The sequence below is a fragment of the Roseateles asaccharophilus genome (genome assembly GCF_031458115.1).
Taxonomy (GTDB): Bacteria; Pseudomonadota; Gammaproteobacteria; order Burkholderiales; family Burkholderiaceae_C; genus Pelomonas; species Pelomonas asaccharophilus_A.
In genome coordinates this window covers 441,239-456,987 of sequence record NZ_JAVDXV010000002.1, presented here as the reverse complement: position 1 = coordinate 456,987, position 15,749 = coordinate 441,239, and the positions used below count along the sequence as shown (strand labels likewise).

14 protein-coding genes and 2 tRNA genes are annotated in these 15,749 nt (G+C 68.1%); 8 read left to right on the top strand and 8 right to left on the bottom strand.

All coding sequences use genetic code 11. The annotated features are described in order from the left end of the window. The first annotated feature begins 307 nt into the window (after window positions 1–307). Window positions 308–1,369 (top strand): ribosome small subunit-dependent GTPase A, encoded by a 1,062-nt coding sequence (gene rsgA, locus J2X21_RS06700; protein ID WP_310326428.1) that lies wholly within the window; start codon window positions 308–310, stop codon window positions 1,367–1,369. Between the two features lie 55 nt (window positions 1,370–1,424). Here rsgA and J2X21_RS06695 read toward each other — a convergent pair. The 5 genes from J2X21_RS06695 to J2X21_RS06675 all read right to left on the bottom strand — a co-directional run bounded on the left by J2X21_RS06695 (window position 1,425) and on the right by J2X21_RS06675 (window position 3,494). Next, a tRNA-Val gene (locus tag J2X21_RS06695) sits at window positions 1,425–1,499 on the bottom strand. 38 nt (window positions 1,500–1,537) lie between these two features. Continuing rightward, window positions 1,538–1,612 (bottom strand) — tRNA-Val (locus tag J2X21_RS06690). Window positions 1,613–1,645: 33 nt separating this feature from the next. Next, complete coding sequence (gene dnaQ, locus J2X21_RS06685; protein ID WP_310326426.1) at window positions 1,646–2,374, bottom strand: DNA polymerase III subunit epsilon; 729 nt, start codon at window positions 2,372–2,374, stop codon at window positions 1,646–1,648. Then, window positions 2,371–3,180 (bottom strand): prolipoprotein diacylglyceryl transferase, encoded by an 810-nt coding sequence (gene lgt / locus J2X21_RS06680; RefSeq protein WP_310326424.1) that lies wholly within the window; start codon window positions 3,178–3,180, stop codon window positions 2,371–2,373. The genes dnaQ and lgt overlap by 4 nt, the downstream gene beginning before the upstream one ends. 53 nt (window positions 3,181–3,233) lie before the next feature. Further along, window positions 3,234–3,494 carry a TIGR04438 family Trp-rich protein gene (locus J2X21_RS06675; RefSeq protein ID WP_310326422.1) on the bottom strand — a complete coding sequence of 87 codons (261 nt, stop codon included), beginning with the start codon at window positions 3,492–3,494 and terminating at the stop codon, window positions 3,234–3,236. A 65-nt stretch (window positions 3,495–3,559) separates the two neighbouring features. On the opposite strand from J2X21_RS06675, the gene J2X21_RS06670 reads away from it, so the two are divergent. The 3 genes from J2X21_RS06670 to J2X21_RS06660 all read left to right on the top strand — a co-directional run bounded on the left by J2X21_RS06670 (window position 3,560) and on the right by J2X21_RS06660 (window position 7,406). After that, complete coding sequence (locus J2X21_RS06670) at window positions 3,560–3,856, top strand: c-type cytochrome (RefSeq protein ID WP_310326419.1); 297 nt, start codon at window positions 3,560–3,562, stop codon at window positions 3,854–3,856. A 123-nt stretch (window positions 3,857–3,979) separates the two neighbouring features. After that, window positions 3,980–5,344: an esterase-like activity of phytase family protein gene (locus tag J2X21_RS06665; RefSeq protein WP_310326417.1), complete on the top strand. Its 1,365-nt coding sequence runs from the start codon at window positions 3,980–3,982 to the stop codon at window positions 5,342–5,344. Window positions 5,345–5,513: 169 nt separating this feature from the next. After that, entirely contained in the window at window positions 5,514–7,406 is a 1,893-nt protein-coding gene (locus J2X21_RS06660) for an AAA family ATPase (protein ID WP_310326415.1), read from the top strand. Between the two features lie 177 nt (window positions 7,407–7,583). Here the strand turns inward: J2X21_RS06660 and acs are convergent, their stop codons facing one another. After that, on the bottom strand, window positions 7,584–9,545 hold the full coding sequence (acs, locus tag J2X21_RS06655; RefSeq protein WP_310326414.1) for an acetate--CoA ligase: 1,962 nt from the start codon (window positions 9,543–9,545) through the stop codon (window positions 7,584–7,586). 118 nt (window positions 9,546–9,663) lie between these two features. On the opposite strand from acs, the gene J2X21_RS06650 reads away from it, so the two are divergent. Continuing rightward, complete coding sequence (locus J2X21_RS06650; protein ID WP_310326412.1) at window positions 9,664–10,290, top strand: TIGR00645 family protein; 627 nt, start codon at window positions 9,664–9,666, stop codon at window positions 10,288–10,290. Between the two features lie 6 nt (window positions 10,291–10,296). On the opposite strand, the gene nhaA is transcribed toward J2X21_RS06650, so the two are convergent. Next, window positions 10,297–11,457, bottom strand: coding sequence for a Na+/H+ antiporter NhaA (nhaA, locus tag J2X21_RS06645; RefSeq protein ID WP_310326409.1), 1,161 nt, complete (start codon window positions 11,455–11,457; stop codon window positions 10,297–10,299). A 39-nt stretch (window positions 11,458–11,496) separates the two neighbouring features. Further along, a complete protein-coding gene (gene fumC, locus J2X21_RS06640; RefSeq protein WP_310326406.1) occupies window positions 11,497–12,882 on the bottom strand; it encodes a class II fumarate hydratase in 1,386 nt (461 codons plus the stop codon). Window positions 12,883–12,994: 112 nt separating this feature from the next. On the opposite strand from fumC, the gene J2X21_RS06635 reads away from it, so the two are divergent. From J2X21_RS06635 to J2X21_RS06625, 3 genes are all read left to right on the top strand, one after another. After that, the gene (locus J2X21_RS06635) at window positions 12,995–14,536 is read left to right on the top strand and encodes a fumarate hydratase (protein WP_310326402.1); all 1,542 of its coding nucleotides are present in this window, start codon (window positions 12,995–12,997) and stop codon (window positions 14,534–14,536) included. A gap of 70 nt (window positions 14,537–14,606) precedes the next feature. Next, a complete protein-coding gene (locus J2X21_RS06630; protein ID WP_310326398.1) occupies window positions 14,607–15,065 on the top strand; it encodes a GNAT family N-acetyltransferase in 459 nt (152 codons plus the stop codon). Further along, on the top strand, window positions 15,052–15,747 hold the full coding sequence (locus J2X21_RS06625; RefSeq protein WP_310326395.1) for a putative signal transducing protein: 696 nt from the start codon (window positions 15,052–15,054) through the stop codon (window positions 15,745–15,747). Before J2X21_RS06630 ends, J2X21_RS06625 begins: the two co-directional genes overlap by 14 nt. Window positions 15,748–15,749: the final 2 nt, after the last annotated feature.

The window sequence follows — 15,749 nt, the reverse complement described above, 5'->3', positions numbered from 1 at the left end:
CGGCGCAACGGCCGGGTCCAAAGTGCAACGGTGACGGCGCCCCGCGATTGACGCGCGCCGCCTGCCGCTGGCAGACTCACGCCCCTCATCCACCCAGCCACAAGGAGACAGCCATGGAACAAGCAGATCGTGTCGCCCTCCTCGTGCCGGCTGCGCTGAGCGCCCAGCGCTCCTGACCCAGCGTCCCCTGCGGGTCCATTGATCGCCGCGACAGCCGCGGCCGGCCTCTTTCGCTTTTGTCCCGCGCGCCATCGCGCGCGGAGCGGTTCGCATGTGCGCGAACGAAGCCACACCTCAATGGATTCCCATGATCGACATCAATCTCGAGACGCTGCGGGCGCTCGGACTCACACCCACCATCGCCAGCCGCGCGGCGCAACTTGACCTCGACACCGACGCTCGTCTCGCGCGCGTGACGGAGGTGCAGCGCGACTGCCTCACGCTGCACGACGGCGGCGCCGAGCAGCAGGCCCGCGTGCTGCCCCGGCTCGTGCAGCACCTGCAGGCCACCGCCCAGCAACTGACCATAGGCGACTGGGTGGCCATGCAGGCCGACGCGCACGGCCAGCCCTGGGTCGTCGACCGCGTCGCTCCCATCACCGAGATCGCACGCCGGGCCAACGACGGGCGCCGCCAGCCGCTCGCCAGCAACGTCGACACGGCCTTGCTGGTAATGGGGCTGGACGACGACTTCAACGCGCGACGCATGGAGCGCTACATCGCGATGGTGCGCGCCTGTGACGTGGCGCCTGTCGTCGTGCTGACCAAGCTCGACATCGCCCCGGACGCGAAGGCGCGCATCGCCGAGATGTGCGGCCGGCTGCCGGCGACGGTGCCGGTGCTGCCGGTCAACGGGCTGTCGCGCCAGGCCAGCATCGACATCGCCCCGTGGCTGCCCGCCGGGCAGACGCTGGTGCTGCTTGGCTCCTCCGGTGCGGGCAAGTCCACGCTCATCAACACTCTGACCGACGCCGGCCAGGCCACCGGTGGAGTCAGAAAAGGCGATGGGCGCGGCCGCCACACGACGACGGCGCGCTCCATGCACTGGTGCCCGCAGGGCAGCTGCATCATCGACACGCCGGGCCTGCGCACCTTCCGGCCCGATGCAGACGCGCGGACGCTGGCCGCGACCTTCGAGGACGTGCAGGCCCTGGCGCAGCAATGCCGTTTCCGCGATTGCCGCCATGAAGGCGAGCCCGGCTGCGCGGTGCGCGCCCGCGTCGACGCGGACCGGCTCGACAACTACAAGAAGCTGATGCGCGACGCCCAGCGCAACGAGATGACGACGCTGGAGCGCATCGAGCTGCGCGGCAAGTGGAAGGCGATCCACAAGGCGGGCAACCAGCGCGCGCGTGACAAGCGGGCCTGACGGAGCCATCCGACCAAGAAAAAAGGACTTGGCAGTGATGCCAAGTCCTTGGTTCTGGTGGGCGGTGCAGGGTTCGAACCTGCGACCCCTGCCGTGTGAAGGCAGTGCTCTACCGCTGAGCTAACCGCCCGAATGTCGGCGCCGCGTTTTCAAGGCACCAGGAAAACCTGGTGGGCGGTGCAGGGTTCGAACCTGCGACCCCTGCCGTGTGAAGGCAGTGCTCTACCGCTGAGCTAACCGCCCTTGAAAACGCATCGGCTTTCGGGAAGCCCGCGATTATGCCACGGGTTGAGCGGGTTCGAGAACTCGCCATTTGCAGGCGCCGCCGGCGGCCTTGTCCAGATCGGTCAGCAGCTTGGCATGCGCGGCGGCCTCAAGCTCGCTGGCGCGCAGCACGGGCAGTTCGAAACGACTCAGGTCCACCGCCTCGACGGCCGCCTGGGTTTCGCCGGCGGCGCTGTCGCCGTGGTCGTCCACCAGCAGCGCGTCCTGGCCGCGGGTCAGGCGGATGTAGACCTCGGCCAGCAGCGTCGTGTCGATCAGCGCGCCGTGCAACTGGCGCTTGGAGTTGTCGACCTCCAGCCGGCGGCACAGCGCGTCCAGCGAGTTGGCCTTGCCGGGGAACATGTCGCGGGCCATGACCAGCGTGTCCCGCACGCTGGCCACATGGTCGGTCAGCACGCCGCGCTTCACGCGCTTCAGCTCTGCATTGATGAAGCCGATGTCGAACGGCGCGTTGTGGATGACCAGTTCGGCACCGGCCACGAACTCCAGCAGTTCGTCGACGATCTCGGCGAACTTGGGCTTGGTCGACAGGAACTCCTCGGTCAGCCCGTGGATGCGCAACGCGTCCTCGTGGCTGGCACGCTCGGGGTTGATGTAGATGTGCAGGTTGCGGCCGGTCAGCTGCCGGTTGACCATCTCCACGCCCGCCACTTCGATGATGCGGTCGCCCCGTTCGGCCTCCAGGCCGGTGGTTTCGGTGTCGAGGAAGATCTGCCTCATGCGGGCCTCTCGTTGCGGCGCGTCGCCCAGATGAAGATGGCCAGGCCAGCCAGGATCATCGGCAGGCTCAGCCACTGGCCCTGGCTCCAGTTCAGTGCGCGCAGGCCCAGGAAGTCGTCGGGCTCGCGGAAATACTCGGCGACGAAGCGCAGAGCGCCGTAGCCCATCATGAAGACGCCGGAGATCTGCCCCGTTGCGCGCGGCTTGCGGGCATACAGCCACAGCACGATGAACAGCAGCAGGCCTTCGCCGAAGGCCTGGTAGAGCTGCGACGGGTGGCGGGCGATGCCGCCGTCGTTGGCCTGCGGGAACAGCATCGCCCACGGCAGGTCAGCCGGCGCCGGGCGCCCCCACAGCTCGCCATTCAGGAAATTGCCCAGCCGCACGGCCATGATGCCGGTGGGCACACAGGGGGCGATCAGGTCCGACACCTGGAAGAAGCTGCGCCCGCGGCGGCGGCCGAACAGCCACAGCGCGAACAGCACGCCCAGCAGGCCGCCGTGGAAGGACATGCCGCCCTTCCAGACCTCCAAAACCTCCGGCAGATGCTGGATGTAGTAGGCCGGCTTGTAGAAGAAGCAATAGCCCAGACGGCCGCCCAGCACGACGCCCAGCACGCCGTAGAACAGCACGTCGTCGACGTCCTGGCGCGTCCAGCCGACGGCGGCGTGCTGCGGCATGCGCACGCGGCGGCTGGCCAGCCACATGAACAGGCCGAAGGCGATCAGGTAGGTGATGCCGTACCAGTGCACGGCCAAAGGGCCGAGACGCAGGGCGATGGGGTCGAACTGGGGATGAACCAGCATGTGAGGCAGGAAGAAGAAGCGGCCGGCATCATAGCCAGCGCCTCATGCGCGCCTCAGCGGCGCTTCTTGCCGCCCGGCTTCACCTGGCCCAGTGCCTCCATCTGCTGCTGCCGGCGCGCTTCCTTCTTGGCGTCCAGCGAGTCCATGGCCTTGCGCTGCGTGCGGCCGCTGGAATCGGACCACCACCACCAGAGCACCGCCAGCGGGAACGGCGACAGCACGATGGCCCAGGCCCAGCCCGTGTCCTTGTGGAATTCCACCCAACCTGCCAGCTTCAGCACGATAAAGAGCACGCCGATCAACACGAATGCCATGCGGCATCTCCTTCACATCAGGTATCTTTGCGGTCACTGTAGTCCAACGCTTCCGAAAGGTTTGCATGAAAGCCCTCGTCCTCAGCCTCGCGTTGATCGCGCCCACCGCTGCGTTCGCCGACCAGGCCCTGGCCCAGAAAAAGATGTGCATGGCCTGCCACGCCATCGACAAGAAGCTGGTCGGCCCGTCCTACAAGGACGTTTCCGCCCGCTACGCCAAGGACAAGGATGCCGTGAAGAAGCTCTCCGAGAAGATCATCAAGGGCGGCAAGGGCTCCTGGGGTGAGATGGTGATGCCCCCCAACGCCGTCACGCCCGCCGAGGCCGAGACGCTGGCCAAGTGGTCGCTGAGCTTCAAGTGAGGGGGCAGCCCCGCTGAGCGCAAGCAGGCCCCGCGGGGCCTGTTTTCTTTTCACGAGTGATTCATCGGCGCGCCGAAGAATGCGGCGCGCGCAGGCCGTCTGCGCGCACTGCACGCCCGGTCCATGCTGAACACCCGCCAACCCCGCCTCGCCGCCCTCGCGGCCGCCGCCCTCACCCTGTTCACGGCCGTCAACGCCGCCTCTGCCACGCTGGAAGGCTGGGCGCTGATGGGCGCCAACACCTTCGCCGACGGCCCCACGTCCGGCCAGTTCGCCACCGGCGCGGGCGGCAACCCGCTGCCGCTGCTGAACAAGCAGCCGGTGCAGGGCTTCTCGGCCGTGCTGGCCGGCCCGACGGCGGGCAGCTTCGTCTTCATGGCCGACAACGGCTTTGGCACGCAAGGCAACTCGGCCGACACGCTGCTGCGCCTGTACGCCGTGACGCCCAATTTCAGGACCGCGACGGGCGGCGCCGGCAGCGTGTCGGCCGCCAACTTCTCGACCGGCGCGGCCATGGCCGGCTTCACGGCCGGCAGCCACCTGACGCTGTCCGACCCCAACCACCTGCTCAGCATCAAGGTGCAGGCCGACTACACGCGCTACTACAACAGCGCCGCCAACCCGCTGGTGGACCCCAGCATCCGCAGCAACCGCCTGCTGACCGGCGCCGACCTGGACGTGGAGTCCGTGCGCAAGGACAAGAACGGCAACTACTGGTTCGGCGACGAGTTCGGCCCCTACCTGATCAAGACCAACGCCCAGGGCGAGGTGCTGCGCCGTGAGATCGGCATGCTGGGCGTGGCCTCGCCGCAGAACGAGGCGGTCGTGAACGGCACCATCGCGCCCACGCTGGCCCGCTCGGCCGGCTTCGAGGGCATGGCCTCCAGCCCGGACGGCAGCCGCCTCTACACGCTGCTGGAGGGCACCGTCACCGGCGACCCGGCCAAGACGCTGCGCATCAACGCGTTCAGCATCGACACCGAGGCCTATACCGGCGAGCAGTGGCGCTATCAGCTGGAAGGCGCCGGCACCAACATCGGCGACATGACGGCCATCAACGACCACGAGTTCCTCGTCATCGAGCGCAACGGCGCCACGGCCACCAGCGGCACGCCGTTCAAGAAGATCTTCAAGGTGGACCTGAACGTGGTGGACGCCAGCGGCAACCTGGTGAAGACCGAGGTGGTGGACCTGATGAACCTGGCCGACCCCAACGACCTGAACGGCGACGGCAGCGCTGCCTTCACCTTTCCGTTCACGACCATCGAGAGCGTGCTGATCCTGGACGCGCACACGCTGCTGGTGGCCAACGACAACAACTACCCCGGCACCGGCGGCCGCGATCTGGGCTCGGACAACACGGAATTCCTGAAGATCCACCTGGACCAGGCGCTGAACGTCTCGCCGGTGCCCGAACCGGCCAGCCTGGCGCTGCTGCTGGGCGGCCTGGGGCTGATCGCGTTGAAGCGCCGCCGCCAGCGCGGCTGAGCAGCGGGAATTTTTTGCACCCCGGCGCGTTGTTGCTTTTTGCAGCAGCGCCGCGGCGACGGACCTCGATAACGCACGTTTTGCGCGGGCCTCCCCCGGCTACCCTGCCGTTCGCGGCCGTGCCCTGGTCATCCGGGGAACGGTCCGAGCAGTACAGAAAGCCGCCGCCATGATCCCGCAAGCCTCCGAAGCCACCCCGGACTCCGTGGAACGCGCCCCCAAGGCCACCCGGCCGGGGCTGCGCCAGCAACTCATCATCGCCACCGCCGCCGGCGCCGTGCTGCTGGCCGCGGCCGGGCTGTGGCTGCTGCAGCAGCGCACCGCCGCCGAGACGCTGGCGCGCAAGAACCCGACGGCGCTGGCCTTCGAGCACGCTCCCCAGCAGTGGCTGGCGCAGCCGCGCGAGGCCTCCGAGTTCGAGCGTGCGCTGCAGGCGCGGGACGTGGCCGCCGTGGGCGTGGACGGCGCGCTGGTGCTGTACACCGACCGCAGCGGCCGCCAGTTCAGCACGCGGCTGGTGGACGGCGGCGCCCGCCTGGGCGAACTCAGCGTCGCCCAGGGCTTTGCATTGACCGACATCGACGTCGATGCGCGCACCGGCGGCCAGCGCCTCTCGCAGGGCCTGGAGAAGACCGCCAGCGTGGCAGGCCCGCTGCTGGGCCTGCTGCTGCTCGTGGGCGTGCTGATGCACTTCCAGCTGCGCGGCTCGCTGGGCCAGCGCACCCGGTTGGCCGAGAAACCCAAGACCGGATTCGACGACGTCATCGGCGCCGACGAGGCCAAGAAGGCGTTGAAGCGGATCGCCGCGTTCATGAAGGATCCGAAGCAGTACGCCGCCTTGGGCGCCAAGGCGCCGCGCGGCGTGCTGCTGGACGGCCCGCCCGGCACCGGCAAGACGCTGCTGGCCAGGGCGCTGGCCGGGGAATGCGGCGCCAGCTTCATCAGCGTGGACGGCTCCTACTTCAGCTCCATGTTCTACGGCGCCGGCATCGGCAAGGTGAAGGAGTTGTTCAAGCGCGCCCGCGAGGCCGCGCCTTGCATCATCTTCATCGACGAGATCGACGGCCTGGGCCGGCGCAGCAACGGCAAAGATGCGCCCGGCGGCGGCGAGCAGGAGCAGAACCGCATCATCAACCGCCTGCTGGTGGAGATGGACGGCTTCGCGGCGCTGGAGAACGTGGTCGTCATCGGCGCCACCAACCACATCGACAACATCGACGAGGCGATGCGCCGCCCCGGCCGCTTCGACATGATCGTGCGCACCTCGCTACCCACCGCGCCCGAGCGCGAGAAGCTGTTCGCCCTGTACCTGGGCCGGGTGAAGGCGACGGCCGGCATCGACCTGGCATCGATTGCGCGCACCGCGTCGGGCATGTCGCCGGCCGACATCGCCAACTGCGTGAACCGCGCGGCGTCCTATGCGGCCGAGGCCGGCGACGCGTGGGTCACCCAGGAACGCGTCTACCAGTCGCTGGAGACGCACCAACTGGGCGGCGAGGTGTCCAACACCAAGGACCTGATCACGCCCGAGACGCTGCGCCGCGTGGCCTGCCACGAATCCGGCCATGCGCTGGTGGCCCATGTGCTGGAAGCCGGCAGCGTCGAGCGCGTCAGCATCGAGCCACGCGGCCCGGCGCTGGGCGTGACCTACGTGGCGCGCGCCCACGAGGAGCCGTTGTACGGCGAGCGCGAACTGCGCTCGCGCCTGGCCATGATGCTGGCCGGCCGCGAGGCGGAGCTGATCGCGTTCGGCAATGCGTCGTCCGGCGCGGCCGATGACCTGAAGCGCGCGTCCGAACTGGCGACCAACATGATCGGCTCCATGGGCTTCGGCAAGACCTTCGGCCTGCTCAGCATGGCCGGCGTGCCGCGCGAGCTGATCGGGCCGGATGTGCAGAAGTCGCTGCTGGACGAGGCGCGCGCGCTGCTGGAAAGCGCGCAGGCCGAATGCCGCCGCGTGCTGGAAGACCAGCGCGACCGGCTGGACGCGCTGACCGAGCTGCTGCTGCGCGAGGAGAACGTCAGCGGTGTGCCGTTGAAGCGGGTGCTGGCGGGTGAATGAAAAACGGGCCGCGGATGCGGCCCGTTTGCTTTGATCGCTGCGGATCAGTAGGCCTGACCGAGCTGTTCCAGGATGGCCGGGTTCTGGTGCTCGCTCACATCGCAAGCGATATGAGCACGCCCCAAATCCCGCTGTCGGCTTCGCCTCCCCGCACTGCGTGCGGCTTGATCAAAAGGGTCAGTAAGCCTGACCCAATTGCTCAAGGATCGCGGGATTTTCCAGCGTCGACGTGTCCTGCGTCACCGCCTCGCCCTTGGCAACCGCACGCAGCAGGCGCCGCATGATCTTGCCGGAACGGGTCTTGGGCAGGTTGTCGCCGAAGCGGATGTCCTTGGGCTTGGCGATGGGGCCGATCTCCTTGGCCACATGGTCGCGAAGCTGCTTGGCGATGGCCTTGGCTTCGTCGCCGCTGGGGCGCGGGCGCTTCAGCACGACGAAGGCGCAGATGGCCTCACCGGTGGTGTCGTCCGGGCGGCCCACCACGGCGGCTTCAGCCACCAGCTCCGTGCAGCTGACCAGCGCCGACTCGATCTCCATCGTGCCCATGCGGTGGCCCGACACGTTCAGCACGTCGTCGATGCGGCCAGTGATGGTGAAGTAGCCCGTCTCGGCGTCACGGATGGCGCCGTCGCCGGCCAGGTAGTAGCCCTTCAGCTCGGGCGGGTAGTAGCTCTTCTTGAAGCGCTCGGGGTCGCCGTAGATCGTGCGGATCATGCTGGGCCAAGGCTTCTTGACGACCAGGATGCCGCCCTGGCCGTTGGGCACGTCGTTGCCGGTTTCGTCCACGATGGCCGCCGTGATGCCCGGGAAGGGCAGCGTGCAGGAGCCGGGCACCAGCGTCGTCACACCGGGCAGCGGCGTGATCATGTGGCCGCCGGTCTCGGTCTGCCAGAAGGTGTCGACGATGGGGCAGCGGCCGCCGCCCACATGCTCGTGGTACCACTCCCAGGCGGCCGGGTTGATGGGCTCGCCCACCGAACCCAGCAGGCGCAAGGACGTCAGGTCGTAGTTGCGCGGGTGCACCGTCGCGTTGGTCTCGGCCGCCTTGATCAGCGAGCGGATGGCCGTGGGCGCCGTGTAGAAGATCGTGACCTTGTGCTTCTGGATCATGTGCCAGAAGCGGCCGGCGTCGGGGAAGGTGGGCACGCCCTCGAAGACGATCTCGGTGCCGCCCAGCGCCAGCGGGCCGTAGGTGATGTAGGTGTGGCCCGTGACCCAGCCGATGTCGGCCGTGCACCAGAAGATGTCGTCGTCCTTCAGGTCGAAGGTCCATTTCGTCGTCAGCGCCGCATGCAGCAGGTAGCCGCCGGTGCTGTGCTGCACGCCCTTGGGCTTGCCGGTGGAGCCCGAGGTGTAGAGCAGGAACAGCGGGTGCTCGGCCTCCACCCACTCAGGCGCGCAGGTGGTGGGCTGAGCCGCGGTCAGCTCGTGCAGCCACAGGTCGCGGCCTTCGGTCCAGCCGACCTTGCCGCCGGTGCGCTTGTAGACGATGACGTCCTTCAGCGTGGGGCAGGAACCGCCGTCCAGCGCCTCGTCGACGATGGCCTTCAGCGGCAGCGCCTTGCCGCCGCGCTGCTGCTCGTCGGCGCAGATCAGCGCCACCGCGCCGGCGTCCTGGATGCGGTCGCGCAGCGATTGCGCCGAGAAGCCGCCGAACACGACCGAGTGCGTCGCGCCGATGCGCGCGCAGGCCTGCATGGCCACCACGCCCTCGACGGACATGGGCATGTAGATGACGACGCGGTCGCCCTTCTTGATGCCGCGCGCCTTCAGCGCGTTGGCCAGCTGGCTGGTCTTGGCCAGCAGCTCGGCGTAGCTCACCTTGGTCACCGAGCCGTCGTCGGCTTCGAAGATCAGCGCCGTCTTGTCGCCTTTACCCGCTTCAACGTGGCGGTCCAGGCAGTTGTAGGAGACGTTGAGCTTGCCGTCCTCGAACCACTTGAAGAACGGGGCGTCGCTGTCGTTGAGCGTCTTCGTGAACGGCGTCTGCCAGCTCAGCAGCTCGCGGGCCAGCCGGGCCCAGTAGCCGGCGTAGTCATTCTCGGCCTCGGCCACCAGCGCGGCATAGCCGGCCGCCCCCTTCACGTGGGCATTGGCGAGCCAGTCGGCACTGGGTTTGTAGGTGTTGAGCGTGCTCATAGCTTGTCTCCTGATGTTGCTTGGCGCGGACTGTGCTTTGGGCGTCTGACGATGCCCTGACGGCGTGATGTCATTCACGACACCTAGAATTTCCCCTGATTCTGATCGGTTCTCCTCCATGCCCAACGCACCGCTTCGCCCCCTGCCCCGCCTGATCTTCGCCAGCCGCTGGCTGCAGATGCCCCTGTATCTGGGCCTGATCCTGGCCCAGGCCGTGTATGTCTTCCAGTTCTGGACCGAGCTGGTCCACCTGATCGAGGCCGCTTTCGGCGACAAGCATGCGCTGGAACTGCTGGTCAAGAGCATTGGCTACAAGGCCGCCGTCATCAAGGATGCCGCAGACAACGTCATCGGCTACGAGCCCATCGCCAAGCTCAACGAGACCATCCTGATGCTGGTGGTGCTGGGCCTGATCGACGTGGTGATGATCTCCAACCTGCTGATCATGGTCATCGTGGGCGGCTACGAGACCTTCGTGTCGCGCATGGACCTTGACGGCCACCCCGACCAGCCGGAGTGGCTGAGCCACGTGAACGCGTCGGTGCTGAAGGTCAAGCTGGCGACGGCCATCATCGGCATCAGCTCCATCCACCTGCTGAAGACGTTCATCAACGCCGACAACTACACCGAGAAGACGCTGATGTGGCAGACGCTGATCCACGTCGCCTTCTTGCTGTCGGCCATGGCCATCGCCTACACGGACCGGCTGCTGAGCCACTCCACGAGCAGCCAGGCCCCGCACTGAGCCCGCTCAGCGCCGCCGCATCAAGATGGCGGCGCCCAGGCAGCCTGACAGCAGCGAGCCGGCCAGCACGCCCAGCTTGACACGCGTCTCATAGCTCGGATCCAGGCCGGCGAACGCCAGGCCACCGATGAACAAGCTCATCGTGAAGCCGATGCCGCACAGCACGCAGACGCCGAAGAACTGCACCCAGTCGGCGCCGGCCGGCTTGCGGGCCCAGCCGGCGCGGATCATCAGCCAGCTGCTGCCGAACACGCCGATCGCCTTGCCGAACAGCAGGCCGGCCGCGATTCCCAGCGGAATGGGCTCCAGCAGCGCCGCGGGCGTCAGGCCCGCCAGCGACACGCCGGCGTTGGCGAACGCGAACATCGGCAGCACCAGAAACGCGATCCATGGGTGCAGGCCGTGTTCCAGCTTCTCCAGCGGCGAGCCGCCCTTGCCGTCGCTGATCGGGATGAAGAACGCCGTGGCCACGCCGGCCAGCGTCGCGTGCACGCCCGACTTCAGCACGCACAGCCACAGCAGCGCGCCGACGAACAGGTAGACGTCGGCCCGCTTCACGCCGGCCCGGTTCAGCAGCGCCATCGCCGCGAGGCAGGCGGCTGCGCCGGCCAGCATCGCGAGCGACAGCTGGCTGGTGTAGAACAGCGCGATGACGACGATGGCGCCCAGGTCGTCGATGATGGCCACGGCCGTCAGGAAGACCTTCAGCGACGTCGGCGCGCGCGAGCCCAGCAGCATGACGATGCCGATGGCGAACGCGATGTCGGTGGCCGCGGGAATGGCCCAGCCCCGCAGCGCCAGCGGGTCGGCATGGTTGATGGCCGAGTAGATCACCGCCGGTACCGCCATGCCGCCCAGCGCGGCGACGGCCGGCAGCACGGCCTGCGCACGCGTGCTCAGCTCGCCGGCAACAAACTCGCGCTTGATCTCCAGCCCCACGAGCAGGAAGAACACCGCCATCCACAGGTCGTTGACCCAGACGATCAGCGGTTTTGCCAGCACCAGCCCCTCGCCGGCGATGCGCACCTCCCCCTGAATCTGCCGGAAGGCCTCGTACGCCGGCGCCCAGGGCGAATTGCTGATGACCAGCGCCAGCAGGGCAGCGATGGCCAGCACGATGCCGCCGGCAGATTCGCTGGCAAAGAAACGCTTCAGGCCCGGTGTCATGCCCATCCTCCTCAAAAAGACGGGCGCAGTGTCCCAGACTCAGCGACCGACCATGTTCCCCGGCACCACCCAGGCGTCGAACTGCTCGGCCGTCACGTGGCCCAGCGCCAGCGCGGCCTCGCGCAGGCTGGAGCCGTCCTTGTGCGCCTTCTTCGCGATCTGGGCCGCCTTGTCGTAGCCGATGTGGGTGTTGAGCGCCGTCACCAGCATCAACGAGCGCTCCACCAGCTCGGCGATGCGTCCCTCGTTGGGCGTGATGCCCACGGCGCAATGCGTGTTGAAGCTGGCCATGCCGTCGGCCAGCAGCCGCACGCTCTGCAGGAAGTTGTGGATGATCATGGGCCGGAACACGTTCAGCTCGAAGTTGCCCGACGCGCCGCCGATGTTGATGGCCACGTCGTTGCCCATGACCTGCGCGGCCAGCATGGTCACGGCCTCGCTCTGCGTCGGGTTGACCTTGCCCGGCATGATGGACGAGCCCGGCTCGTTCTCGGGGATGCTGATCTCGCCGATGCCGCTGCGCGGGCCGCTGGCCAGCCAGCGCACGTCGTTGCCGATCTTGGTCATGCTGGCGGCGATGGTCTTCAGCGCGCCGTGGGCGTGGACCAGCGCGTCGCAGGAGGCCATCGCCTCGAACTTGTTGGGCGCGGTGACGAAGGGCTGGCCGGTCAGTCGCGCCAGTTCCGCGGCCACTGCCTCGGCATAGCCCTTGGGCGCATTCAGCCCCGTACCGACGGCCGTGCCGCCCAGTGCCAGCTCGTACAGATGCGGCAGCGCGGCCAGCACATGGCGCTCGCCATGCGCCAGCTGTGCCACCCAGCCGGAGATTTCCTGGCCCAGCGTCAGCGGCGTCGCGTCCTGCAGATGCGTGCGGCCGATCTTGACGATGCCGTCATAGGCCTCGGCCTTCTGCTGCAGCGTCGTGCGCAGCGCGCGCAGCGGCGGCAGCAGCCGCTCCACCAGCGCCTGCACGGCGGCCACATGCATCGCGGTCGGGAACACGTCGTTGCTGCTCTGACTGCGGTTCACGTCGTCGTTGGGGTGCACCAGCCGCCCCTCGCCGCGCTCGCCGCCCAGCAGCTCGCTGGCGCGGTTGGCCAGCACCTCGTTGACGTTCATGTTGGTCTGCGTGCCCGAGCCGGTCTGCCAGACCACCAGCGGAAACTCATCGGCATGCAGGCCGCCGATCACCTCGTCCGCCGCGGCGACGATGGCGTCGGTCTTCTTCGCCTCCTGCAGGCCCAGCGCGTGGTTCACCACAGCCGACGCCCGCTTCACCTTGGCCAGCGCGCGGATCAGCTCGGGCGCCTGGCGCTCGCCGGAGATGTCGAAGTTCTGCAGCGATCGCTGCGTCTGGGCGCCCCACAGCTTGTCGGCCGGCACCTCGATGGGGCCGAAGGTGTCACGTTCGAGTCGGGTGGTCATGGATTGCTGATTCGTGAAATCCGAAAGCCCCAGCATAGGCTCGATGAGAATCATTCTCACGATCAAGCCTTCGATAATCAGGGCTGTTGTCCACCCACTTCGGGCCTGCCTCATGAGCACCACGATCCGCCAGCAAGACCTCATCGACAGCGTCGCCGCCGCGCTGCAGTACATCAGCTACTACCACCCGGCCGACTACATCCAGCACCTGGCCCGCGCCTATGAGCGCGAGCAGAGCCCGGCCGCCAAGGACGCGATCGCGCAGATCCTGACCAACAGCCGCATGTGCGCCGAGGGGCGCCGCCCCATCTGCCAGGACACCGGCATCGTCAACGTGTTCCTGAAGATCGGCATGGATGTGCGCTGGGAAGGCTTCAGCGGCAGCATCGAGGACGCCGTCAACGAAGGCGTGCGCCAGGGTTATCTGAACCCCGACAACAAGCTGCGCGCGTCCGTGCTGGACGACCCCATCTTTGCGCGCAAGAACACCAAGGACAACACGCCCGCCGTCGTGCAGATGGAGATCGTGCCCGGCAATACGGTGGACGTCATCGTCGCGGCCAAGGGCGGCGGCAGCGAGAACAAGAGCAAGGTCTACATGCTCAACCCCGGCGACGACATCGTCGACTGGGTGCTGAAGACCGTGCCAACCATGGGCGCGGGCTGGTGTCCGCCCGGCATGCTGGGCATCGGCGTCGGCGGCACGGCCGAGAAGGCCGCGCTGCTGGCCAAGCAGTCGTTGATGGAAGACATCGACATGTACGAGTTGCTGGAACGCGGCCCGCAGAACAAGCTCGAGGAGATGCGCATCGAGCTGTACGAGAAGGTCAACGCGCTGGGCATTGGCGCGCAGGGCCTGGGCGGCCTGACGACGGTTCTCGACGTGAAGATCAAGACCTTCCCGACGCACGCGGCCAGCAAGCCCATCGCGATGATCCCGAACTGCGCGGCCACGCGCCATGCGCACTTCGTGCTGGATGGCAGCGGCCCCAGCTACCTGGAGCCGCCCAGCCTGGACCTGTGGCCCGACGTGAACTGGGCGCCCGACTACAACAAGAGCAAGCGCGTCGACCTCAACACGCTGACGCCCGCTGAAGTGGCGAGCTGGAAGCCCGGTGACACGCTGCTGCTGAACGGCAAGATGCTGACCGGCCGCGACGCCGCGCACAAGCGCATCCAGGAGATGCTGGCCAAGGGCGAGAAGCTGCCGGTGGACTTCACGAACCGCGTCATCTACTACGTGGGCCCCGTGGACCCGGTGCGCGACGAAGTGGTGGGACCCGCCGGCCCGACCACCGCCACGCGCATGGACAAGTTCACCGACATGATGCTGGCCAAGACCGGCCTCATCGCGATGGTGGGCAAGGCTGAGCGCGGCCCGGTCGCCATCGAGTCCATCAAGAACCACAAGAGCGCCTACCTGATGGCGGTGGGCGGCTCGGCCTACCTGGTCAGCAAGGCCATCAAGGGTGCCAAGGTCGTCGGCTTCGAGGACCTGGGCATGGAAGCCATCTACGAGTTCGACGTGGTCGACATGCCCGTGACCGTGGCGGTCGATGCCGGCGGCACCAGCGCCCACATCACCGGCCCGGCCGAGTGGAAGGAGCGCATCGCGTCGGGCAAGGCCATCAACATCCCGGTGGCAACGGCCTGAGCGAAGCGGGGCCCAGCAGCCCAACCCGCGCTGCGGGCGGGGCCGGGTGTTGCCTCCACAATGCCCGCCCATGATCCAAGTCCGCTCGATACGCCCCGGCGACCGTGCCGCCTGGCAGCCCCTCTGGGACGGCTACAACGCCTTCTACGGCCGCGAGGGCGCCACGGCGCTGCCTGCCGAGATCAGCGACACGAGCTTCGCCCGCTTCCTGGACCCGGCCGAGCCCGTGCATGCCCTGGTGGCCGAGGATGAGCAGGGGCGGCTGCTGGGCCTGGTGCACTACCTGTTCCACCGCAGCACCACCCGCATCGAGCCGGTCTGCTATCTGCAAGACCTGTTCACCGCGCCCGAGGCGCGCGGCCAGGGCGCGGGCCGGGCGCTGATAGCAGCCGTCTACGCCGCCGCCCATGAAGCAGGCACCAGACGCGTCTACTGGCACACTCAGCACGGCAACACCACCGCCCGCGCGCTGTACGACCGGCTGGCGCGGCACCTGGGCTTCATCGTCTACAGCCATGACGTCGCCTGACGCGCCCGCCCTGCCCGACGGCGACTTCGAGGTCGCCGCCACCGCCGCAACACCCACCGAGGCCCATTTGCTGAAGGGTGTGCTGGAGTCGGCCGGGCTGGACCCCGTCGTCGCCGATGGCCACCTGCTGCAGGCCTATGACTGGCTGACTCCAGCCGTCGGCGGCGTTCGCGTGCTGGTGCCCGCCGCGCAGGCCGACGCCGCCCAGCAGGCGCTCGCTGCCTACCGCGCGGGCGAGCTGGTGCTGGAGGGCGAGACGCTGCCCGACCACCCCACCGAGCGCCCTCCCGCGCCGCTATACAGCGTGGATCTCGCCGCGCTGTTCAGCTTCCTGCTGATGCCGGCCTTCGGCGCGGGCGTCCATCTGCTCAATACCCGCGTACTGCAGCCTCGCGGGGCAGGCCCGCTGGCCTGGGGCTGGTTTCTGCTGTTGCTCGCAGCCAGCCTGGGCGCCTGGGTGATGGTGGCGCAAGGCCTGCGGGCCGCGGCCAATCCGGCGCTTGTCGCGCTGGCGGCATCGATGCTGACTGCGTTCTGGTACATCAGCTTCGCCCAGGGCCGCAACCGCGAACTGGTGCGACGTTTCGGCATTGCCTACCCGCGCCGCTCGGTGCTGCCGCTCGCGGCGGCCGCGCTGGCCGTACACCTGGCCGCCGTGTGGCTGGCGAACCGTCTTGCCTGAGG